16 protein-coding genes and 2 pseudogenes are annotated in these 22,268 nt (G+C 70.4%); 5 read left to right on the forward strand and 13 right to left on the reverse strand.

Going from position 1 to position 22,268, the window contains the following annotated elements; all coding sequences use genetic code 11:
- Positions 1-302: 302 nt before the first annotated feature.
- Positions 303-689, reverse strand: a complete 387-nt coding sequence (locus ACICHK_RS01115) for a hypothetical protein (RefSeq protein WP_406835079.1) — start codon at positions 687-689, stop codon at positions 303-305.
- 254 nt (positions 690-943) lie between these two features.
- A complete protein-coding gene (locus tag ACICHK_RS01120; RefSeq protein WP_406835081.1) occupies positions 944-1,480 on the reverse strand; it encodes a DUF5994 family protein in 537 nt (178 codons plus the stop codon).
- A gap of 251 nt (positions 1,481-1,731) precedes the next feature.
- Here ACICHK_RS01120 and ACICHK_RS01125 point away from each other — a divergent pair, with 251 nt between their 5' ends.
- From ACICHK_RS01125 to ACICHK_RS01145, 5 genes are all read left to right on the forward strand, one after another.
- Complete coding sequence (locus ACICHK_RS01125) at positions 1,732-2,004, forward strand: hypothetical protein (RefSeq protein ID WP_406835083.1); 273 nt, start codon at positions 1,732-1,734, stop codon at positions 2,002-2,004.
- A gap of 642 nt (positions 2,005-2,646) precedes the next feature.
- Positions 2,647-2,850 (forward strand): cold-shock protein, encoded by a 204-nt coding sequence (locus tag ACICHK_RS01130; RefSeq protein WP_406835085.1) that lies wholly within the window; start codon positions 2,647-2,649, stop codon positions 2,848-2,850.
- 484 nt (positions 2,851-3,334) lie between these two features.
- Positions 3,335-4,831: a DEAD/DEAH box helicase gene (locus ACICHK_RS01135; RefSeq protein ID WP_406835087.1), complete on the forward strand. Its 1,497-nt coding sequence runs from the start codon at positions 3,335-3,337 to the stop codon at positions 4,829-4,831.
- A 255-nt stretch (positions 4,832-5,086) separates the two neighbouring features.
- Positions 5,087-5,293 (forward strand): hypothetical protein, encoded by a 207-nt coding sequence (locus tag ACICHK_RS01140; protein WP_406835089.1) that lies wholly within the window; start codon positions 5,087-5,089, stop codon positions 5,291-5,293.
- Between the two features lie 77 nt (positions 5,294-5,370).
- Complete coding sequence (locus tag ACICHK_RS01145) at positions 5,371-5,685, forward strand: SCO5918 family protein (RefSeq protein WP_406835091.1); 315 nt, start codon at positions 5,371-5,373, stop codon at positions 5,683-5,685.
- Positions 5,686-5,840: 155 nt separating this feature from the next.
- Here ACICHK_RS01145 and ACICHK_RS01150 read toward each other — a convergent pair.
- The 11 genes and pseudogenes from ACICHK_RS01150 to betA all read right to left on the reverse strand — a co-directional run.
- Positions 5,841-6,192: pseudogene (locus ACICHK_RS01150) on the reverse strand (IS200/IS605 family accessory protein TnpB-related protein); the annotation flags it as partial.
- Positions 6,193-6,391: 199 nt separating this feature from the next.
- Positions 6,392-6,994: a sarcosine oxidase subunit gamma gene (locus ACICHK_RS01155; RefSeq protein WP_406835093.1), complete on the reverse strand. Its 603-nt coding sequence runs from the start codon at positions 6,992-6,994 to the stop codon at positions 6,392-6,394.
- Positions 6,987-10,244, reverse strand: a complete 3,258-nt coding sequence (locus ACICHK_RS01160) for a sarcosine oxidase subunit delta family protein (RefSeq protein WP_406835095.1) — start codon at positions 10,242-10,244, stop codon at positions 6,987-6,989. The genes ACICHK_RS01155 and ACICHK_RS01160 overlap by 8 nt, the downstream gene beginning before the upstream one ends.
- Positions 10,245-10,255: 11 nt before the next feature.
- Complete coding sequence (locus ACICHK_RS01165) at positions 10,256-11,506, reverse strand: sarcosine oxidase subunit beta family protein (RefSeq protein ID WP_406835097.1); 1,251 nt, start codon at positions 11,504-11,506, stop codon at positions 10,256-10,258.
- A gap of 30 nt (positions 11,507-11,536) precedes the next feature.
- The gene (locus ACICHK_RS01170; RefSeq protein ID WP_406835099.1) at positions 11,537-13,975 is read right to left on the reverse strand and encodes an FAD-dependent oxidoreductase; all 2,439 of its coding nucleotides are present in this window, start codon (positions 13,973-13,975) and stop codon (positions 11,537-11,539) included.
- Between the two features lie 217 nt (positions 13,976-14,192).
- Positions 14,193-15,161: an ABC transporter substrate-binding protein gene (locus ACICHK_RS01175; RefSeq protein WP_406835101.1), complete on the reverse strand. Its 969-nt coding sequence runs from the start codon at positions 15,159-15,161 to the stop codon at positions 14,193-14,195.
- 13 nt (positions 15,162-15,174) lie between these two features.
- Positions 15,175-17,184, reverse strand: a complete 2,010-nt coding sequence (locus ACICHK_RS01180; protein ID WP_406835103.1) for an ABC transporter permease — start codon at positions 17,182-17,184, stop codon at positions 15,175-15,177.
- The gene (locus ACICHK_RS01185; RefSeq protein WP_406835105.1) at positions 17,184-18,272 is read right to left on the reverse strand and encodes a glycine betaine/L-proline ABC transporter ATP-binding protein; all 1,089 of its coding nucleotides are present in this window, start codon (positions 18,270-18,272) and stop codon (positions 17,184-17,186) included. The genes ACICHK_RS01180 and ACICHK_RS01185 overlap by 1 nt, the downstream gene beginning before the upstream one ends.
- 20 nt (positions 18,273-18,292) lie before the next feature.
- Positions 18,293-19,762, reverse strand: coding sequence for an aldehyde dehydrogenase family protein (locus ACICHK_RS01190; RefSeq protein WP_406835107.1), 1,470 nt, complete (start codon positions 19,760-19,762; stop codon positions 18,293-18,295).
- A gap of 217 nt (positions 19,763-19,979) precedes the next feature.
- Positions 19,980-20,486: pseudogene (locus ACICHK_RS01195) on the reverse strand (5,10-methylenetetrahydrofolate reductase); the annotation flags it as partial.
- Between the two features lie 21 nt (positions 20,487-20,507).
- Complete coding sequence (gene betA, locus ACICHK_RS01200) at positions 20,508-22,175, reverse strand: choline dehydrogenase (protein ID WP_406835109.1); 1,668 nt, start codon at positions 22,173-22,175, stop codon at positions 20,508-20,510.
- Positions 22,176-22,268 lie beyond the last annotated feature (93 nt).

Genomic DNA, 22,268 nt, shown 5'->3' on the forward strand with positions numbered 1-22,268 from the left:
GCGCGTCACGCCCCGGATGCGCGGTGTTGTCCACACAAGGCGGAATCCCGGGAGCTGACGAAGCCGAGGACTCCTTGGCATCCGCACCGGCGACCGAGATCGGACGTGGGCTTCGCCGAAAGGGGCGTGCAGGGGCATCACATCGCCCGGCACCCACGACTCGGCGTGCGCCTTGAGTCCGACGAGCACGCGGTCGAGGCGGACGACGGAATTCAGTACGGCACCGCAGTGGACGTCATGGGTGAGCAGCCGCCCGGCCGAGGCGAGCACGCCGGGGTTGATGCCACGGCAGGCCGGCTGCCTCAACCGGCCTGCCAGTACGGCGACGTCGAGCGGTGGCAGCTCCGGGCGATTAACTCCCACCCCGGATCGGTGAGTTCATGGCGGCGTATCACCCCACCATGATCCACCAACCGATGATCCTTGAAGACGGACCCTGCTGCGGCCGCTGCTCGGAGTTCGCCAAGTTCCGCATCAGATCGGTGGAGACCGTCAGCCATACCCTCCGGGTTGCACGGAAGCGAACCGACAGGAGCGATGCGGCAGACGCCGCCCGCGGCGGCGCTGTCCGCCATCGCCGTGACGAACTGCCGGCCCTCCTCGGTCAGCCGGGGCAGGGCGGTTTCCAAGCCGGGCTTGAAGGGTTGGAAGCTCGGCCGAGTCAGGAACACGTCCTGGATCCCGACCATGGAAACACCTGCGGCCCTCGGCCGCTGGCGGGAGATACCGATGCGGGCGTTCCCCGTAGTGATGCCGTCCGGTCAGACGTACCGGACGGTGCTTGACGACGACTTGGAGGTTGTCCCTGTAGCTGATCGGTGGCTTCGGAATCTGCGGTTCGGGCGGGACCGGGCGGAGCTGACGACGAACTCGCCGCCGCCCGCCCCACGCCCTGAATCGGCCCAGCCCACGTCCATTGACCCTCGACAGAGGTTCTCGCAGGTCAGCTGCATGAAGCCTCGTGGTTCTCCAGAACGGTGCCGACTGACGGGGCCGCAGGGCGGGGGATCTCGGCGAGGAGGATCTCGGCGGCCCGGGTGACATTGTCGGCGAGGACCGCGCGGGCCATGACCGTGCGGGCGGCCTCGGGCATCGTGTCCGGCGGGACGACCATGAGGGAGAAGTGGTCGTTGTCGCCACGGGTGATCAGCACGGTGTCGTCGCCCACCGGGAAGGAATCGAGGTGTACGACCCGGTCGTCGACGACCAGCCGGGTCGGGATTCCGTTCCAGGCCGAGGCGTCCAGGCCGACCCGGGCGATGGGCCCGAGATGCTCGGACAGGGCGGTGATCAGCGGCGGGATCTCCCGCTCGACATCACGTGAGCGCGGCCACCAGGCACCGTCGAGGAGACTCTGCCGGGACCCCGTCGTCTCCAGCCGGAGCAGCGCGGTGCCCGGTCCGACGGCCCGGTGGACCTCGTCCGGCAGGAGACGCGGGGGTGCGGGGATCTGATGAGGAGGGATACCTGAGTCGGTCATGGTCGGTCCGCCCGTCCACGGGCGCTGCCGCTGCCGCCCGGACCGGGTGCCTCGGCGGACGCCGGGCCGGCGGGCGAGGCGACGGCCCCGTTCTTTCACCGTACTCCGGGGGGACGCACGGACGCGCCGCTCCCCGCCGGGGAACCCGATCGGCACCGTCGGCCTCGGACGTACTGTGGACGTACGGAGACATGCCCGGCCCGCTCCGGATGTCCGCGGACGCAGCTCCACTGGGAAAGGACGGTACCGTCTTGGACCGCAACGAGCCCGGAGCAGAGGCCCTGCCCCCGACGGGGTACGCCGAGGTCCGCATCGTCGCCGCCACCCCGGACGCCGCCCGGATGGTCGCCGACGTCCTCCGCCACTGTTTCGCCGGCGGTGAGCAGCGCAGCTATCCCGCCCCGGGCGGGGGGACCCGCCTTCACCTCACCGTCGACACCGCCCGTACCGCCGAACCGACCCGGTCCTGGCTGGCCACCAGCAGGCCCCCGAGCGGCACCGGGTCCCACGCCGAGGAACCCTGAGCGGACGGGCGGAGCCGACGGGCGCGTGGTGGCCCCGGCCCGCCGCGGAGCATCCTGGAAACCGCACCGCGATGTCCTCGGACCGGCCCACGGCGTCGCCCCCGCCGCCTGCCTGGAGCCCCGGGATGACCGTCGGACTGTACGAGGACCGGGATCCCGACCGCTCGGAGAGCTTCGGGGAGATGCTGCCGGGCGGGCTCCTGGACCACGCCCACGCGCTGCCGCCCGACCGAGTGGGATCGGCCCTCGCCGGTGCGGTCGCCGGGCCTCGTCACCCGTGCGACGCGGATTCGATTTTCGTCCCGTGTCCCGGGCTCACCCGCACAACCCCTGGCAAGAAACTCTGCGGTCCGGGTGAGCCAATATCTGTCGCAGCGACGTAAGAAACCGACGTCGGCGGGGTGAGTTTTTCTTGATCGACAGGCGTTGTGAGATTTTCGACCGCACACCGTCGACCGTGCCGTGCTACTGTCGATAGCAGTTGCAGTTGTGGTTCCCAAAAAACTTGCGAGCATCCACCCTGTTCTTACGGGTGGAGTTCTTTTGTATTTCCGGTCATTCATTTTCCGGCGGGGCAATCATCGCGGCGACGCGGGATTCGCACAATGCGGAACCCGAGCACCGTCCCGAAGGAGAATTGACATGGCTACTGGCACCGTGAAGTGGTTCAACGCGGAAAAGGGCTTCGGCTTCATCGAGCAGGAGGGCGGCGGCGCCGACGTCTTCGCCCACTACTCGAACATCGCCACCTCCGGCTTCCGTGAGCTCCAGGAAGGCCAGAAGGTGTCCTTCGACATCGCTCAGGGCCAGAAGGGCCCGACGGCGGAGAACATCGTTTCCGCCTGACACCGGCACGCACGGAGAGCTGGGGCCCGCACCTTGGGGTGCGGGCCCCAGCTCGCCGCTTTTCGGCGCATGACGCAGACGTCCCGGCAGTCCCTGGCGCGTTAGGCCCGCGACCGCACTTCCGGGTCCCGGATAGCCGGTCCGCCTCATTTTCCGACCTCCTGCCGCCCACGCCGATCCGGATCCACACCCGGTCCACGCCCGATCCGCTCCTGGGGCACGCCGACCCGATCCGGGTCGCCCCCGTCCCACGGCCGGTTGCCGGCTCGACGCCCGTTACCGGACCTCGTGCGACCCGTTTTTCTCTTCAACTGCCATTCCCCTGCTTCCAGGATGCCGCCACTTCTCAAGCGTCACATCCCGCGAGAATTCTTCACCGATCCGATTCGGTGCCGAATTTCATTCGGCTCGTTCATGCAATTCTCTGCGCTGGTCGTTCGCTGCAGGAATTCCTTGATACGCGCCCGTTCAAGGAAGGTTCCGCATGAACCGCACGCGCACGAACGATCGCTTCACCCGCACCCGCACGGAGGGCGCCGGCACCCGACGGGGCGGCAGCCGCTTCGGGGCCGCCTCCACCGGCCGGTCCGGCGCTCCCGCCCGGTTGAAGGGTTATGGACGTCAACAAATCTCACCGCGAGGCGAGTTCGCGCTGCCGGTGACGACCACGCCCGCTCTTCCGGCCGTGGAGGTGTTCGCCGAACTCGCCCTGCCGGCACCGTTGCTGGCGGCGCTCGGCCACGAAGGCGTGTCCGTCCCCTTCCCGATCCAGGCGGCGACCCTGCCGAACACGCTGGCGGGCCGTGACGTTCTCGGCCGGGGCCGCACCGGCTCGGGCAAGACCCTGGCCTTCGGCCTCGCGCTGCTGGCCCGCACCGCCGGACAGCGCGCGGAGCCGCGACTGCCGCTGGCTCTGGTCCTCGTACCGACCCGGGAACTGGCCCAGCAGGTCACCGACGCGCTCACCCCGTACGCCCGTTCCCTGCGGCTGCGGATGACGACCGTCGTCGGCGGCATGCCGATCGGCCGGCAGGCCGGTGCTCTGCGCGGCGGGGTGGAAGTCGTCGTCGCGACCCCGGGCAGGCTCAAGGATCTCATCGAGCGGGGCGACTGCCGGCTGGACCAGGTCGCCATCACCGTCCTCGACGAGGCCGATCAGATGGCCGACATGGGCTTCATGCCGCAGGTGACGGCGCTGCTCGACCAGGTGCGTCCCGACGGGCAGCGCATGCTCTTCTCCGCCACCCTGGACCGCAACGTCGATCTGCTGGTCCGCCGCTACCTGAGCGACCCGGTGGTCCATTCCGTCGACCCGCCCGCGGGCGCGGTCACGACGATGGAGCACCACGTGCTCCATGTGCACGCCGCGGACAAGCACCGGACGACCACCGAGATCGCGGCCCGCGACGGCCGGGTGATCATGTTCCTGGACACCAAGCACGCGGTGGACAGGCTGACCGAGCACCTGCTGAACAGCGGAGTCCGCGCCGCGTCCCTGCACGGCGGCAAGTCCCAGCCGCAGCGCACGCGGACCCTGACGCAGTTCAAGACCGGGCATGTGACGGTCCTGGTAGCGACCAATGTCGCGGCGCGCGGCATCCATGTCGACCAGCTGGACCTCGTCGTCAACGTCGATCCGCCGACCGACCCCAAGGACTACCTGCACCGCGGCGGCCGTACGGCCCGTGCCGGCGAGTCCGGCAGCGTCGTGACCCTGGTGATGCCCAACCAGCGCCGCGACATGAGCCGACTGATGGCGGCCACCGGCATCACCCCGCAGACCAGCCAGGTGCGTTCGGGTGAGGAAGAGCTGAGCCGCATCACGGGCGCCCAGGCTCCCTCGGGCGTGCCGGTCGTCATCCGCGCGCTGGTGACGGAACGTCCTCACCGTGGCGCCTCCGCCTCCTCCCGGGGCCGACGTGGCCGCTCCGGCCGGGGTCGGCCCACCGGCACCGCCACGCGCGGCTCCGCCCAGCAATAGTCCGGGTATCCGGCAGTGGCCGGGACCGAGCGGGGACCGGGCCGCGGCCCGGCGGCTCGGCCCCCGGCACGCCGGCCTGCGGATCCCGCTCACCGGTGACCGCGTAACGAAGACAGGTCACCGCGCTCCACACCACACCCACCGCGCAGGAGGCACCTTTTGATGCTCGCTCAGACGCAGCCGTGTTCCGTAGGTACCCTCCCAGCCGTCGTCGCCGACCCGGGTGACGCGTCCGGGCCACGGGTAGGGGGCGACATGACCGTCGAGGTGGCCCTGGCCGTGATGGCGGGCGCTCGTGTCGGGTGTCTCCTCGTGTGCGACGAGGACGACCAGCACACGGACTCGGTCACCGAGGCCCAGCTCACCGTCGTCCGCGCCGGGGCCGCGTACACGGACCGGATCCGTCTGCGCGATGTCCTCCGCCTCTGCCGCGCCCCGGGCACTCTCACCCTCTCCCGCTGAGGGTCCAGCCGTCCCGTCCCCGACCGTCGGTTCCGGCCCCGGCCCCGCCGGCGCTCTCCCGCTACCTGTGAGGCTTCATGCGCTGTGTCATCGCCCGGTTCCCGTTCGACCTCTCCAAGAGTGGAGTGCTGGAGTCGATGAAGGGGATCAAGCCGGAGCCGATCACGGGTGAGTCCGTGATCATCGGCCGCTGCCGTTATCCCGTCAAGCAGGTCGGCGAGGTCATCACCCGCCAGGACCGCCGCGACTTCACGAGCGGGGAAGTGACCCGGGCCATGGCCCGGCTCGGCTTCACCTGCCGCACCCCGGAGGTGGCCGCACCCCCGCGCACGCTCAGCCCCCTCCAGAACGCATCATCCCTGCTCGGCGGCCCCGTCCCGTTCGGGCTCTGAGGACGTTTCCCCTGCGCCAGGACACCATGAGGGCCCGCCGGGACAGACCGGCCGGGCCCTCGTCGCATGTCACTGGTCGAAATGCCTGAAGTCACCCACGGTCCAGGCGCTGACGTCCTTGATCGCGCCCCGATACATTCCGCCGGTCTCGGGGGCCGTTCCCCGCCCCGCACCACCCGCATCCGCCTGGCCCCCAGTCCGCCCTGGCCACAGCCATTCGGTCCTCCAGCACGCGCAGGCGACGGGTCTTGGACGCCACTCCCGCCGGCTCCGGTAACCACCCGGAGCAAGCTTCGAACCCTTCTCCCCGACGGGGGAGGGACAGCCAGTGCCGGATCATGCTCACCCCGGCTTCGAGCTGTCGGATGTGTGCCAGCCGGCCGTACCGGGCCAGCGCCCACTGGTCATGCGTGACCTTCGTCAACGACCCCGTCCACCGCGACGACGACAACCCGTCAGCTCCCGCTTGCGCGCCGCCCACGACTCACTGTTGTGCTCCAGCCCGTCCGGAACAATCCAACTCCACTTACCCCGCCCCATGAACAGACCAACGATCGCCTCACCACATAGGACACCGCCTGAGACCTGGCTCACCTGTCCACGACCTCTTCAGACAGAAAACCTGTCGTTCTTCAAACGGAGTTGGGGAAGAACTCGCGGTCGAGAATCGCGTGCACCACGAGGGGGACGACCCCGCCGAGGTCGCTCAGACGTACTCCGTCGCCGCGTCCAGCAACCAGTCCGCCAGATAGTCGGCGAAGGACGAACGGACCAGTACCCAGAACCCGGCCCTGGGTTCGTCCCGGGCGACCAGGACGACCTGCGTGCGGCCCAGGGTCGTCCGGGCGCAACGGCCGGAGCCGAAGGCCCTCGGATGCAGGTCCAGCGCGCAGCCGTGCGCCAGCAGATCGCGGGCGCGGGGACCTGTCACGAGGAGCGTGGTGCGCTGGGCGGAGACGTCGGTGACGGAGACGGGCTCGTCTCCCGCCGCCTGACGGATCCGGCGCTCCAGGTCCCGTTCGCTGCCGGTCGGGCCGGTCACCAGCCATTCGTCCGGACCGAGCCACAGCACGGTCAGTTCTCCGGCGCGTACGACGGTGCCGGGTTCGAGGGGCAGTTGCAGGCCAAGTGCGAGCCCGACGGCGTCCGCCGCCGCTCCCTTTACGTCGAGGCGCACGTCGATCTGGGCCAGGAAGGGCACTTCGGCCAGCCGGATCGCGCCCCCCGACGTGCGGGTCGCGGCGGCGAGGCGGTCCGCGACCCGCGACAAGGGGCTGCGGAGCGGGACGGTCAGGGCGGTGTCAGCCATCGCGGCGGGCTCCCTCGGGGTCGTAGAGGACGGGCCTGGCGACGGTCACCGGGACCAGTCGGTCACCGACGGGCGCGTACAGCCGCTCGCCGATGCGGTCACGGCCGCCCTTGACCAGGGCGAGCGCGAAGGTCCGGCCGAGGGCGGCACTGCGGTAGCTGGAGGTGACGTGGCCGAGCATCGGGACGGGCGGCGGGGGCAGTTCGCTGTCGGCGACCAGGTGGGTGCCCTCGGGGAGGAGGACGGCCGGGTCCACGGGGAGCAGGCCGACGAGGTGCTTGCGGTCGGGGCGGACGGTGTCGGCGCGGGCGTGGGAGCGCTTGCCGATGAAGTCGGGCTTCTTCTTCGACACCGCCCAGCCCATGCCGAGGTCCTGCGGGGTGACCGTGCCGTCGGTGTCCTGACCGATGATCGGGTAGCCCTTCTCGGCGCGCAGGACGTGCATGGTCTCGGTGCCGTACGGGGTGATGCCGTACGGGGAACCGGCCTCGTGCAGTGCCTGCCACAGGGTGAGTGCTTCCCAGGGCGACACGTTGATCTCGTAGGCGAGTTCGCCGGAGAAGCTGATCCGGCACACCCTGGTCCCGATGCCCGCGACGGTGGTCTCCCGCCATGTCATGAACGGGAAGTCGTCGTTGGCCACGGCCAGTCGGGGTGCCAGCGCGCCGAGGACGTCGCGGGAGCGGGGGCCGACGAGGGCGACGGTGGCCCACTGTTCGGTCACGGACGTGCAGTGGACCCGCAGTTCGGGCCACTCGGTCTGCAGCCACTCCTCCATCCAGTCCAGTACGACGGCCGCGTTCCCGGTCGTGGTGGTGACCAGGAAGCGGTCCTGGGTGAGGCGGATGACGGTGCCGTCGTCGAGGACCATGCCGTCCGGGCGGCACATCACGCCGTAGCGGATCATGCCGACCTTCAGGGTGCTCATCATGTTGGTGTAGAGCAGGTCGAGGAAGACGCCCGCGTCCGGGCCCTGTACGTCGATCTTGCCGAGGGTGGAGGCGTCCATGAGGGCCACGCCGTCGCGGGCGGCGGCGCACTCGCGCAGGACCGCGGCTTCCCTGTCCTCGCCGTCCCGCGGGTAGTACCAGGGGCGCTTCCACTGGCCGACGTTCTCGAAGAGGGCGCCGTGCGCGACATGCCACTCGTGGAGGGCGGTCGTGCGGACCGGGTCGCTCAGGGCGCCGCGGTGACGGCCGGCGAGCGCCGCGAAGGAGACCGGCGTGTACGGCGGCCGGAACGTGGTCGTGCCGAGCGCGGAGACGTCCACGCCGAGCAGTTCGGCGACGACGCCGCCGGCCAGGATCCCGGAGGTCTTGCCCTGGTCGTTGGCGGTGCCCGCCGTCGTGTAGCGCTTGGTGTGCTCGACCGAGCGCAGACCCGCGCCGGCCGCCCGGGCCAGGTCGTCGACGGTGACGTCGCGTTGGAGGTCGACGAAGCGGGGCGAGTCCGGGGCACCGGGGACGGCGTACACGTGCATCGCCGGCGTGGGCCGCGGCCCTGCGACCACCGTCGGCAGGCTGGGCTCCTGCGGGGTGTAGCCCTCGGCCTCGACCGCGCGGGCGCCGGCGGCGGCGCCCTGGGCCAGGACCTCGGCCGGATCCAGGGCACCGCTCGCGCTGCCCGCGACCTCGACCGCCTGCCGGCAGGTGTCCGGCACGAAGGAGCCCAGTGCCTCGTCGTAGCGCAGCGTGCCGCCCGACTGGCTGAACAGGTGGACCACCGGGTTCCAGCCGCCGGAGACCAGCAGCAGGTCGGCCGCGAACTCCCGCTGTCCTTCGGACTCCCCGTACGGGGCGACGGTCACCGCGGTGAGCCGCGCGTCGCCCTTCGTGCCGGTGACGGCGTGCCCGGCGAGCACCTCCATGCCCGCCTGCCGGGCGCGCCGCGCCCACTCCCCCGGTTCGGGGCGGGTGTCGACGATCGCCGCGATGTCCACGCCCGCGGCGGTGAGGTCCAGCGCGGCGTCGTAGGCACTGTCGTTGGTGGTGAGGACGACCGCACGGCGGCCGGGCAGCACACCGTGGCGATTGACGTAGGTACGGGCGGAGGCGGCGAGCATGACGCCGGGGCGGTCGTTGTCCGCGAAGGCCAGCGAGCGCTCGTGGGCGCCGGTGGCCAGGACGACGCGGCGCGCCCGGATGCGCCAGACGCGCTCGCGGGAGACGTGCTCGGGGGCGTCGGCACCGAGGTGGTTGGTGCGGCGTTCGACGGCGAGGAGGTGGTTGTCGTCGTAGTGGCCGAAGACGGTGGTACGGCGCAGGACGCGCACCTCGGGGGCGTTGTCGAGCTGCCCGGTGACGTCCGCCACCCAGTCGAGGTGTTCGGCCGTGCCCAGGAGGCTGCCGCCCGGCTCCGGTCGGTCGTCGGCGAGGACGACACGGGCTCCGCTGTGGACGGCGGCCGCCGCCGCGGCGAGGCCGGCCGGTCCCGCGCCGACGATCAGCAGGTCGCAGTGGGCGTGTACGGCGTCGTAGCGGGCGGGGTCCGGTTCGCCGGCGAGGCGGCCCTGGCCGGCGAGGCTGCTCGCGACCAGGCCGTCGTAGAGCTCGACGGTGGTCGCGGGGAGCATCGGCTCGGGGAAGGGCGCCTCGATCTGGACGACCGCGTTGGGCTCCTCCACTCCGGCCGAGAAGATGCCTCGGGGGCGGCCGAGTCTGATGCTGGTGCCGGCCTCGATGACGCCGTTGGCGAGGAGGGCGGAGGCGAGGGTGTCGCCCCGGAGGCCCTGGTACTCGGTGCCGTCGAAGGTGAAGGTGAGGGGGGTGTCGCGGTGGATGCGGCCGCGGGTGGGGTGACGGAACGGCCGGCCCGCGGCGGAGCCACTGCTGGGGGCGGCACCGCCACCGCTCCCGCCCGTCCCGTCCTGAAGGGGCTCCGTCCCCTTCACCGCCGTCGGCGGTGGAGGGGTCCTGTCCTCGGACTCCCCCGGAAGGGGTACCCCCGGACAGGCCGAGCGCACCGGGCGGGGCCCGGGCGTCGCCGGGCGTTCCTCACCCGACCGGTACACCGCCAGGATCTCGTTCGTGGCCGTGTCCCGTACCGCGTTGAACCACTTGCGGCAGCCCGCCGCGTGGCTCCAGCGCTCGGCGAACGGGCCCTTCGGGTTGTCGCGGAAGAACAGGTAGCGGGCCCACTCCTCGTCGGTGAGGGCCGAGGGGTCCTCGGGGTAGGGCACGTGGGCCTGGCCGCCGTAGTGGAACTCGGTCTCGTCGCGAGGCCCGCACCACGGGCAGGGGATGAGCAGCATGGTCGGGCTCCCTAGTGGGCCACCGCGGCGGCACCGTGCTCGTCGACGAGTGCGCCGGTGGTGAAACGGTCGAGCGAGAAGGGGGCGTTGAGGGTGTGCGGGGTGTCGTGGGCGATGGTGTGGGCGTAGACCCAGCCCACGCCCGGCGTGGCCTTGAAGCCGCCCGTGCCCCAGCCGCAGTTGAGGTAGAGACCGTCGACGGGACTGAGCCCGACGATCGGTGAGGCGTCGGGGCTGACGTCCACGATGCCGCCCCAGGTGCGCAGCACGTGGGCGCGGGCGAAGACCGGGAAGAGCTCGAGGGCCGCGGACATCTGCTCCTCGATGACGTGGAAGGCGCCGCGCTGGGTGTAGGAGTTGTACGCGTCGATGCCCGCGCCCATCACCAGCTCGCCCTTGTGGGCCTGGCTGACGTAGACGTGGACCGCGTTGGACATGACGACCGTCGGGTGCACCGGCTCCAGCAGCTCCGAGACGAGCGCCTGCAGCGGATGGCTCTGGACGGGGAGTTCGATGCCGGCCATGGCGGCGAGGACCGAGGTGTGGCCCGCCGAGCAGAGCGCGACCTTGCCCGCCGCGATGGGGCCGAGGTTCGTCCGGACACCGACCACGCGGTTGCCGACCAGCTCCAGGCCGGTGACCTCGCAGTTCTGGATGATGTCGATGCCGGCGGCGTCCGCCGAGCGGGCCAGGCCCCAGGCCACGTGGTCGTGCTTGGCGATGCCGGCGCGCGGCTGGTAGGTGGCGCCCAGGACCGGATAGCGCACGTCCGGCGAGATGTTGACGATCGGGCAGATCTCCTTGACGCCGTCCGCGTCGAGCCACTCCGCGTCCACGCCGTTGAGGCGGTTCGCCTCGACGCGGCGCACGCTGTCGCGGACGTCCTGGAGGCTGTGGGCGAGGTTCAGCACACCGCGCTGGGAGAAGAGGATCGGGTAGTCGAGCTCCTCCGCGAGTCCCTCCCACAGCTTGAGCGCGTGCTCGTAGATGCCGGCGCTCTCGTCCCACAGGTAGTTGGAGCGGATGATGGTGGTGTTGCGGGCCATGTTGCCGCCCGCCAGCCAGCCCTTCTCCAGCACGGCGACGTCGGTGATGCCGTGGTTCTTCGCCAGGTAGTGGGCGGTGGCGAGGCCGTGGCCGCCGCCGCCCACGATCACCACGTCGTACGAACGTTTCGGCTCGGGTATGCGCCAGAGGAAATCCGGGTGGTCCGGGAGGTCGGCGCCCGGGGTCCTCTTGCCGTCCGGCAGCTCAGCGGTCACCGGCAGTGCTCCTTGTCTCGAGGTCGGCGCTCAGCCACGGAGGCGGGACATGGTCGGGTCGAACAGGGGCTCCTCGGCGACGACCGCCTCGACGCGCCGGTCGAAGTAGCCGATGTGCACGGTGGTGCCGGGGGTGGCGAGTTCCGTCGGGAGCCAGGCGTACGCGATGCCCTTGCCGATCGTGTAGCCGTAGGCGGCGCTGGTGACGTGGCCGACGGCGCGGTCACCGTCGTACACCGGTTCCTTGCCCATGACGACGGACCGCGGGTCGTCGATGGTGAGGCAGGTCAGCCTGCGGCGGACGTCGGTCCTACGGCGCTCGAGGGCGGCCTTGCCGATGAAGTCGCCCTTGTCGAGCCTGACGGCGAAGCCCAGGCCGGCTTCGTAGGGGTCGTGCTCGTAGGTCATGTCGGTGCCGAAGGACCTGTAGCCCTTCTCCAGCCGGAGGCTGTTGAAGGCGCCGCGCCCGGCGATGACGCCGCCCAGCGGCTCGGCCGCCTGCCACAGGGTGTCCCACAGCTTCCGGCCCAGGTCGGCGGTGGTGTACAGCTCCCAGCCCAGCTCGCCGACGTAGGAGAGGCGCATCGCGGTGACGGGGACGGAGCCGATGTGGGCGCGCCGGGCGCGGAAGTACTTCAGGCCGTCGTTCGAGAAGTCCTCGTCGGTGAGGGGCTGCAGGACCTCGCGGGCGAGCGGGCCCCACAGGCCGATGCAGCAGGTGCCCGGGGTGATGTCACGGACCTGGACCGTGCCCCCGGTGGGGAGGTGGCGGGTGAACCAGTCGAGGTCCAGGTTGCCGTTGGCGCCGACCTGGAAGAGGTCGCGGGCCAGCCGGGCGACGGTGACATCGCTGCGGATGCCGCCGTCCTCGTCCAGCAGGAGGGTGTACGTGACGGAGCCGACGGATTTGTCGATCCTGCCGGTGGACAGCCCCTCCAGGAAGGCGGCGGCACCGGGACCTGTGACCTCGAGGCGCTTGAGGGCCGTCATGTCGTACATCGCGACGCTCTCGCGGGTTGCCTGTGCCTCGGCGCCGACGATCGGGGACCAGTGGCGCGCGGCCCAGTCGTTCGGGGTCGGGATGGAACGGCCCTCCAGCAGGCGCGCGTTGGCCTCGTACCACTGCGGGCGCTCCCAGCCGTTCGCCTCCAGGAAGAAGGCTCCCAGCTCCTGCTGGCGGGCGTGGAAGGGACTCGTGCGGATCGGGCGCGGGTCCCCCGACGGCTGGAGCGGGTGCAGGATGTCGTAGACCTCGACGAAGTTCCGGCAGCCGCGGGCCAGGACGTACTCGGGGGCGAGCTGGTGCGGTTCGAAGCGGTTGACGTCGCACTCGTGCAGGTCGAAGGACGAGCAGTGGCCGTCGACCAGCCATTCGGCCATGGCCCGGCCGACGCCGGCGGAGTGGGTGACCCAGACGGCCTCGGCGACCCAGAAGCCCTTGACGTCCGGGGACTCGCCGAGGAGCGGCTGGCCGTCGGTGGTGAAGGAGAACAGGCCGTTGATGCCTTCCTCGATCTTGGCCTCGCGCGTCGCGGGGAGCAGGGAGCGGGTCTCGGTCCAGGCGTCCTCGAAGTCGTCCTCGGTGAACTTCAGGACCGACGGCATCTCGTCGGCCTCGTCCACGGACAGGATGTCGTCGGCGGAGACGGGCATCGGGCGGTGACCGTAGGAGCCGATGCCGATGGCGTCGAAACGGTCGCGGTAGTAGAGGTCGGCGTCCTGGTGGCGCAGGATCGGGCGCACCGCCTCCTCGGTCTGGCCCGCGAGCGCCGGTACCGGTCCGGTCCAGGCGAGTTGGTGGGCGAGCGGGGTGAGCGGGAGGTTCATGCCGACCATGCGGGCGATCTTCGGGCCCCAGATGCCGGCGCAGCACACGACCACGTCGGCGGGGATCTCCCCCTGGTCGGTGAGGACACCGGTGACGCGGCCCTCGCTCTGGTGTACGTCGAGGACCTCGTGGCGGGCGAGGAAGCGTACGCCGCGCTCGGTGGCCCGGCGGATCTGCGCCTCCACCGCGAGAACGGCCTTGGCGAGGCCGTCGGTCGGGACGAGGAGGCCGCCGAGGACCTTGTCCGGGTCGACGAGCGGGTGCCGCTCGACGCATTCCTCGGGGCTCAGCAGTCGGGCCTCGACGCCCCAGGCGGTGATCCAGCCGTGGCGGCGGTGCAGTTCGGCGACGCGCTCGGGGGTGGTCGCCACTTCGAGGCCGCCGACCTGCAGGAAGCAGGGCTTGCCGTCGACCTCGAGGGAACAGAACTTCTCGACCGTGTAGCGGGCCAACTCGGTCATGGTCTTGGAGGGGTTCGTCTGGAAGACCAGGCCCGGGGCGTGCGACGACGATCCCCCGGTGGCGGGCAGCGGGCCCTGGTCGACCACGGTCACCTCGGTCCAGCCGCGCGCGGAGATCTCGTCGGCGAGGGCCGCTCCCACGACGCCTGCTCCGATGATCACCACTCGGGGTCCCGCCATCGCCGCACCTCCGAAATCGAAACCTTCGAGTTGCTTTCTGCGCAACATAATTCAGGTTGCGCAACTCAATGTGCCCGCCGTGAAGTGGGGGTGTCAAGGGGGCCGTGACGTCGGAGAACAGGCCTGAAAACCGCCCGGAACACGGCAATGCCCGGCGGGCGGCGCGCACCTGCACGCACCGCCCGCCGGGCATGTCCGACCGGCCCCTGGCCCCGGCCTACTTGATCCAGGCGTCCACCTTGTCCTTGTTGGCGTCCACCCACTTCTTCGCCGCCGCCTCGTCGGACAGCTTGTCCTGGGCGATGTATTCGGCGACCGTGTTCTGGTCCTCGTTCGTCCAGTTGAAGTTCTTCACCAGGTCGTAGGCGGGGCTGCCCGACTTGGCGAACTTCGAGCTGACGATCTTGTCCAGGTCGTAGACGGGGTAGTCGCAGGCGACCTTCTCCGCGGCGGCGTCACAGCCGGTCGTGTACTTCGGCAGGGAGACCTTCTTGAGCGGCACCTCGGACAGGAACCACTGCGGCTCGTAGAAGTAGCCGATCACCCACTTCTTGTTCTTCTCGGCGTCCCGGAAGGACTGGATGAGCGCGGTCTCGCTGCCCGCGTACACCACCTTGAAGTCCAGCTTCAGGTTCTTCACCAGGGCCTCGTCGTTCGTGACGTACGACGGGTCGCCGTCGAGGAGCTGTCCCTTGCCTCCCGACTCGGACGTCTTGAACTCGGCCGCGTACTTGTCCAGGTTCTTGTAGTCGAGGATGTCGGGGTGCGCCTTGGCCAGCCATGGCGGCACGTACCAGCCGATGATGCCCTTGTTGCCGGTCTCGCCGGCCTCGACGGCGGTCTTCTGCTGGGTGATGTACTTCTTCTTCAGGTCGTCGTGGCCCCAGTTCTCCAGGACGGCGTCGACCTCGCCGGTGCCGAAGCCCTGCCAGGCGATCTCCTCCTTCAGGTTCTTCTTGTTCACCTTGCAGCCGAGTTCGTGCTCGGCGACGTACGCGACGACCGCCGCGTCGGCCTCGTAACCCACCCAGGGGTTGACCGCGAGGTTGAACGTGCCGCACTTGCCCGAGCTGCCCCCGCCGTTCGAACCCGAGGAGGAGTCGCCGACCTTCGCCCCGCCGCACGCGGTGAGGGTGAGGCCGAGGACGGCCAGGCCGGCCGTGCCGGCTCGCCAGTGTCTTGCCATGGTGTCGTGCTCCTTATGCGCCCACGCGACGCGCCGCTGCCTGAGTGATCCGGTCGAACATGACTCCGAGCAGGACGATGGCGCATCCCGCCGCCAGCCCCTTGCCGTACAGCTCTCCCTGCGAGAATCCGGCCACGACGTCGTAGCCGAGGGCCCCTGCTCCCACCAGGCCGCCCACGACGACCATCGACAGCACGTAGATCAGGCCCTGGTTGGTCGCGAGCGTCAGGGCACCGCGCGACATCGGCAGTTGGACCTTGGTGATGATCTGCCAGGTGTTGCACCCGGCGGAGGCGGCCGCCTCCACGGTGGTCTCGGGCACGGCACGGATCCCGTCGGCGATGATCTTCACGGCGACCGGCGCGCCGTAGACGACCGCGGCGACGATGGCCGTGAAACGGGTGGCACCGAACAGCGCGAGGAACGGCACGAGATAGACGAACGGCGGCATGACCTGGGCCGCGTCCAGGGTGGGCCGGATCAGCCGGTCCACGAGCGTGCTGCGCCCCATCCACACGCCGAAGACGACGCCGAGCACCATCACCAGCACCGTGGCGACGAGCGTCGAGGCCAGTGTCGTCATGCCGTCCGACCACACACCCGTACCGACCAGCAGGCCCACGCACACGGCCGTGGTGACCCCGGCCTTCCAGCCGCCGAGCACCACGCCCAGTGCGACCAGCACCGCGCCGACGAGCCACCACGGGGAGTCGGTGAGCAGCGTCTGGAACGGGTTGAGCAGGCCGTTGGTGACGGCGTCACGGAAGGCGTTGGTCAGACCCGACAGGTTGTCCTGGGCCCAGTCGGTCGCGGTGTCCGCCGCACTCGCGATGTGGTGGCCGACCGTGCCGTCCCCAGGGAAGTCCGCCGCCCACACATAGGTGTGCGACAGGTAGATCAGGACCGCCGTGACCACGGCGCCCGCGCCCAGCAACGGCCGCCGCCACTTCACGAAGCGGTTCTTGGAGCGCCGCGCGTTCTCCTCGCGGACGCCGGCCGCGGTCGTGACCCGGTCCAGGACGATCGCCATGACCACGATGGCGAGACCCGCGTTGAAGGCCGTGCCGACGTCGAGCGACTGCAGTGCCTGGAGGACGTTCACGCCAAGGCCCGGCGCGTTGATCAGGGCCGCGATGGTCACCATGGCCAGGGCGGCCATGATGGTCTGGTTGACCCCCATCACCACGGTCCGCCTGGACATCGGCAGCAGGACTTTGAGCAGGGACTGACGGCGGGTGGCGCCCAGGGAGTCGGCCGCCTCGACGGTCGTCCTCGAGACGTTGCGGATGGCGTGCGCGGTGATGCGGATCGTCGGCGGGGCCGCGTAGATCACGGTGGCGATGGTGGCGGACGCTCCGCCGATGAGGAAGAACAGGGTCAGCGGTGCCAGGTAGACGAAGGTCGGCATCGTCTGCATGAAGTCCAGGACGGGCGTCATGATCCGGTTGAACCGGTCCGACAGCCCGGCCCACACCCCGAGCGGGAGCGCGAACAGCAGGGCCACGAACACCGCGGAGAGGGTCAGGGCGAGGGTGTCCATGCTCTCCTGCCACAGCCCCTGCAGCCCGAAGAAGGTGAAGCCCGCCACGGCCAGCAGCGCGACCCGCCAGTTCCCCACGGCCCAGGAGACGTACCCGGCGATGCCGACGACGCCGAGCCAGCCGACCTGCGGGACCGGGCGGGCCCCGGACGGCTGGGAGATCAGGTGCTGGACGAAGGTCACCAGGTTGTCGATGACCAGCCGGATCTCGTTGAAGAAGTACAGGAAGAGCGGGTTGGAGTTGCGGTGGGCGCCGATGGAGTCGTTGAAGTCGTTGATCCACCGGTGCAGATCGGTCAGATCCGCCGCCGCCAGCGGCAGGGTCTGCTTTCCGCGCAGGACGGCGAACAGCACCAGCCAGGCGACGAGGATCGCGCCGATCACCACGGGCCGGCCGACCTTGCGCGCGCCCTCGGCGGGCGCGGCCGGCTCCACGGCACCTGCTTCTCCGGGTTTCCGGGATTCCTCGACGGCGACGCCCATCACGCGCCGCCTTCCCGCCCGGCGACCACCGCGAGGATCTCCTCGTCGCCGACGATGCCGAGCAGCTTGCCGTCCTCGACGACCTTGACGGGCTTGTCGGCCGTGAGCACCGCCCGGGTGGCCTCCTTCACCACGACGTCCGGGCCCAGCTCGGGGCCGTCCAGTTCGTCGCCGTCCTCCCGCGCGCGCATGATCCAGCGCAGGGTGAGTACGTCGCCGCGCGGCACGTCCTTGACGAACTCGCGTACGTAGTCGTCGGCGGGGGCGCCGACCAGCTCGTCCCCGGTGCCGCACTGGACCGTCCTGCCGTCGCGCATGATGAGGATGCGGTCACCCAGCTTGAGCGCCTCCGAGAGGTCGTGGGTGATGAACACCATCGTCTTGCCGACCTCGTGGTGCAGCCGGATGACCTCGTTCTGCATGTCCCGGCGGATCAGCGGGTCCAGCGCCGAGAACGGTTCGTCGAAGAGGAGTACGTCCGGGTCGCCGGCCAGCGCCCGGGCGAGGCCGACGCGCTGCTGCATACCGCCGGAGAGCTGGTCGGGGTAGGAGTTCTCGTAGCCGGAGAGGCCGACCAGTTCGACGACCTCGAGCGCCCGCCTGGTGCGCTCGGCCTTGCTCATGCCGCGGATCTCCAGGCCGAACGACACGTTGTCGACGACCCTTCGGTGCGGCAGCAGCCCGAAGTGCTGGAAGACCATGGAGAACTTGTGGCGGCGCAGTTCGCGCAGGCGCCTGTCGTCCGCGTCGCGGATGTCCTCGCCCTCGAAGACGATCTCCCCCGCGGTGGGTTCGATCAGTCGGGTCAGACATCGCACCAAGGTGGACTTCCCGGAGCCGGACAGGCCCATGACGACGAAGACCTCGCCGGGTGAGACGTCGAAGCTCACATCGCGCACGGCAGCGGTGCATCCGGTGCGCTCCATCAGCTCGCGACGGGTGAGCCCGCACAGCTCCTCGGAGCCTGGTACCTGGTCCGCCTTCGGCCCGAACACCTTCCACAGCTCGCGCACGGATATGACCGGAGTGGGGGCCGAGTCCTGGGGCGTGCCGCGCCGCTGCGGAGCCTCCGTCTGTGCTGGGGTCACGATCGACCTCTCTTCGGCGTTCAGCCGCGGAACCAGTGCTGCGGCCGGGGTTGGATGTTCTGCCAGATGTGTTTGGGCTCCCGGTACTCGTCGAGGCCGGTCGGTCCCAGCTCCCTGCCCACGCCCGAGTGCCCGAAGCCGCCCCATTCCGCCTGCGGCACATACGGGTGGTAGTCGTTGATCCACACCGTGCCGTGGCGCAGTCGCCGGGCGACCCGCTGGGCCTTCCCGGCATCCTGGGTCCAGACGGCGCCGGCGAGTCCGTACTCGGTGTCGTTGGCGATGCGTACGGCGTCGTCCTCGTCGGTGAAGCGCTCGACGGTCAGCACGGGTCCGAAGGACTCCTCGTGCACCACCCGCATGTCCTGGGTGCACGCGTCGAGCACGGTCGGCGGGTAGTAGTGACCGTTCGCGAGGGCGGGATCGCCCGGCCGTTCGCCGCCGCAGCGCAGTACGGCACCCTCCGCGAGGCCGGCGGCGACATACGCCTCGACCTTCTCCCGGTGCCGCGCGGAGATCAGCGCGCCGGTCTCGGCCTCGGGGTCGAAGGGCCCGCCCAGTCGGATCCGCCGGGCGCGCCGGACGACCTCGTCGACCAGGGCGTCATGGACCGAGTCCTCGACGATCAGCCGGGCGCCGGCCGAGCAGACCTGGCCCGAGTGCAGGAAGACGGCCGTGAGGGCGAAGTCGACGGCCGTCTCGAAGTCGGCGTCGGCGAAGACCACGTTGGGGTTCTTGCCGCCGAGTTCCAGCGCGACCTTCTTCACGGTCGCGGCGGCGGTGGCCATGACGCGCTTGCCGGTCTCCAGGCCTCCGGTGAAGGAGACCATGTCGACGGCCGGGTCCTCGCACAGCGGTGCGCCCACCTCGGGGCCCGTGCCCAGGACGAGATTGGCGGCGCCGGCCGGGAGCCCGGCCTCCTCCAGTGCCCGCATCAGCAGGATCGAGGTGGAGGGGGTGAGCTCGCTGGGCTTGAGGACGATCGCGTTGCCCGCGAGAAGCGCCGGGGCGACCTTCCAACCGGCCTGCAACAGAGGGTAGTTCCAGGGGGTGATGAGCCCGCACACACCGATCGGTTCGTACACGACACGGCTGACGGCGTCATCACGACCGGTGTCGATCACCCGGCCGGCATCCGTGCCGGCGATCCCGCCGTAGTAGCGGAAACAGGAGACGACGTCGGCGATGTCGTACTCGCTCTCCACCAGCCGCTTGCCGGTGTCCAGCGACTCGGCGCGGGCGAACTCCTTGGCGTCGCGCTCGACGAGGTCGGCGGTGCGCAGCAGCAGCGCGCCGCGCTCCCGCTCGGGGGTGTGCGGCCAGGGACCTTCGTCGAAGGCCCGGCGTGCCGCCGCGATCGCCGCCTCGGCATCCGGACGCGTCGCCTCGGACACGGTCGCGGCGAGCGCGCCGTCGGCGGGACAGCGGATCTCCCGGCGGCCACCGGCCACGGCGTCGCGCCATTCCCCAGCCACGTACAGGTCTGCCACTCGCCAAGCCCTTCAGCCGTTACGCGTTGCGCATCGTGCATTCCATTGCTTGTGGTGGAACACCTTGGCGAACGCCACAGACCTACGTCAAGGGGTTGGCGAATGACGATTTCACCAGGGACCGCGGCATGAGGGGCTGGGCCGTATCCCGGCCCAGCCCCTTCGTATACGAAGCCGGGCGTCCTCCTGGACGCCGTACCCCGCTCCGGCGATCGGTTCAGTCGCCCGACCGGTCCAGCAGCGCGCGGCGCCACCGTTCGGTCTCGGCGATCTGGTTGAACGTGAACACGTGCAGGCCCGCCACCTCGGCCGAGGGCGCGGTCAGCGCCTTCGCGCTGCGGGCGAGCAGCCGGTCGGGCGCGTAGCCGCCCGGGGTCGCGAACCGCAGGAACGAGGCGCGCCGAGTGAGGAAGCGCGTCGACTCCCCCACCCCGATCCTCGTCGCCATGGCCAGCAGCTTCGCCCGCCGCACGGGCCCCGCCACGCCCACGTGGACGGGCAGGACGACGCCGCGGCGCCGTATACGGCCGACCCAGTCACCCAGCACGCGCGGATCGAAGCAGAGGTTGCTCACGATGTACGTGGCGTGCGCGCGCTTGTCCCACACGGCCTGGATGGTGAGGTCGTCGCGGATGAGCGGATGGCCCTCCGGATGGCCGGTGATGCCGACGCGCGCGAACGGGCTGCCCAGCTCACTCAGCCTGCGCAGCACCGGCAGCACCCCGAGCCCCTCGGCGTCCACCGTCTACCCGGCCTGCTTCTGGGCGTCCCGGTAGCGGTAGTAGGCGGCCTCGGAGGGGGGCAGCGGCTCCTTGCCGAGGATGAGGTCGGCCGCCTTCTCCGCGATCATCATCACCGGCGCGTAGATGTTGCCGTTGGTGACGTGGGGCATCACCGACGCGTCGACGACGCGCAGCCCCTCCACGCCGTGCACGCGCATGCTGGTGGGGTCGACGACGGACATCTCGTCGGTGCCCATCCTGCAGGTGCAGGAAGGGTGCAGGGCGGTCTCGCCCTCCTTTGCCACCCAGGCGAGGATCTCCTCGTCGCTCGCCACGGACGGTCCCGGTGAGATCTCACCGTCGTTGTACGGGGCCAGGGCGGGCTGGTTGAGGAGCTCGCGGGCGACCCGGACCGACTCGACCCACTCGCGGCGGTCCTGCTCGGTGGACAGGTAGTTGAAGCGCAGCGCCGGGTGTTCCCGCGGGTCCTTGCTCTTGATCTTCACCGAGCCGACGGCGTCGGAGTACATGGGGCCGACGTGCACCTGGTAGCCGTGGCCGCCGGCCGGCGAGGAGCCGTCGTAGCGGACCGCGACCGGCAGGAAGTGGAACATCAGGTTGGGGTAGTCCACGTCTTCGTTGCTGCGGGCGAAGCCGCCGGCCTCGAAGTGGTTGGTCGCGGCGGGGCCCTTGCGGAAGAGCCACTGCAGGGCGATGAAGGGCGCGCGCCACTTCGCCATGTACGGCTGCACGGAGACGGGCTGCTTGCAGGCGTACTGGATGTACACCTCCAGGTGGTCCTGCATGTTCTCACCGACGCCCGGAAGGTCGTGGACGACGTCGATGCCGAGCGCGCCCAGTTCCTCGGCGTTGCCGACTCCGGAGAGCTGGAGCAGCTGCGGGGAGTTGATCGCGCCGCCGCAGAGGACGACCTCGCGGGCGCGCACCTGCCGGACCTTGCCGCGGCGCCGGTACTCGACGCCGACGGCCTTCTTGCCCTCGAAGAGGACGCGGGTGACCAGGGCACGGGTGGTGACGGTGAGGTTGGGCCGCTTCCTCACGGGCTTGAGGTACGCCTTGGCGGCCGACAGCCGGCGGCCGCGGCTGACGTTGCGGTCGAAGTGCGCGAAACCTTCCTGCCGATAGCCGTTGACGTCGTCGGTGGGGGCGTGGCCCGCCTCCTGGGTGGCCTTGAGGAAGGCTCCGAACAGCGGGTTCGTGGCGGGGCCGCGCTCGAGGACGAGGGGACCGTCGTGGCCGCGGAACTCGTCGTCGGGTGCGGCCGCGAGGCAGTTCTCCATCCGCTTGAAGTACGGCAGACAGTGCGCGTAGTCCCAGGACTCCATGCCGGCCCCGGCCGCCCAGCGCTCGTAGTCCATGGGGTTGCCGCGCTGGAAGATCATGCCGTTGATGCTGCTGGAACCGCCCAGCACCTTGCCGCGCGCGTGATAGATGCGCCGGCCGCCCATGTGCGGCTCGGGTTCCGACTCGTACTTCCAGTCGTAGAACCGGCTGCCGATCGGATACGTCAGCGCCGCGGGCATGTGGATGAAGACGTCCCACGGGTAGTCGGGCCGGCCCGCCTCCAGGACCAGCACCTGGTTGCGCGGGTCGGCGGAGAGCCGGTTGGCCAGTGCGCTGCCGGCGGATCCACCGCCGACGATGACGAAGTCGTAGTGCAGGGGAGCCATGGTGCCTCGTCTCGCTCGCGCCACAGATACCCGAGGCATGCTAGTACGAGCAGCGCCATACGCACCAGGTTGCGAACAGCGCAACTCACACGG

The sequence above is a fragment of the Streptomyces sp. AHU1 genome (assembly GCF_045343905.1).
Taxonomy (GTDB): domain Bacteria; phylum Actinomycetota; class Actinomycetes; order Streptomycetales; family Streptomycetaceae; genus Streptomyces; species Streptomyces triticiradicis.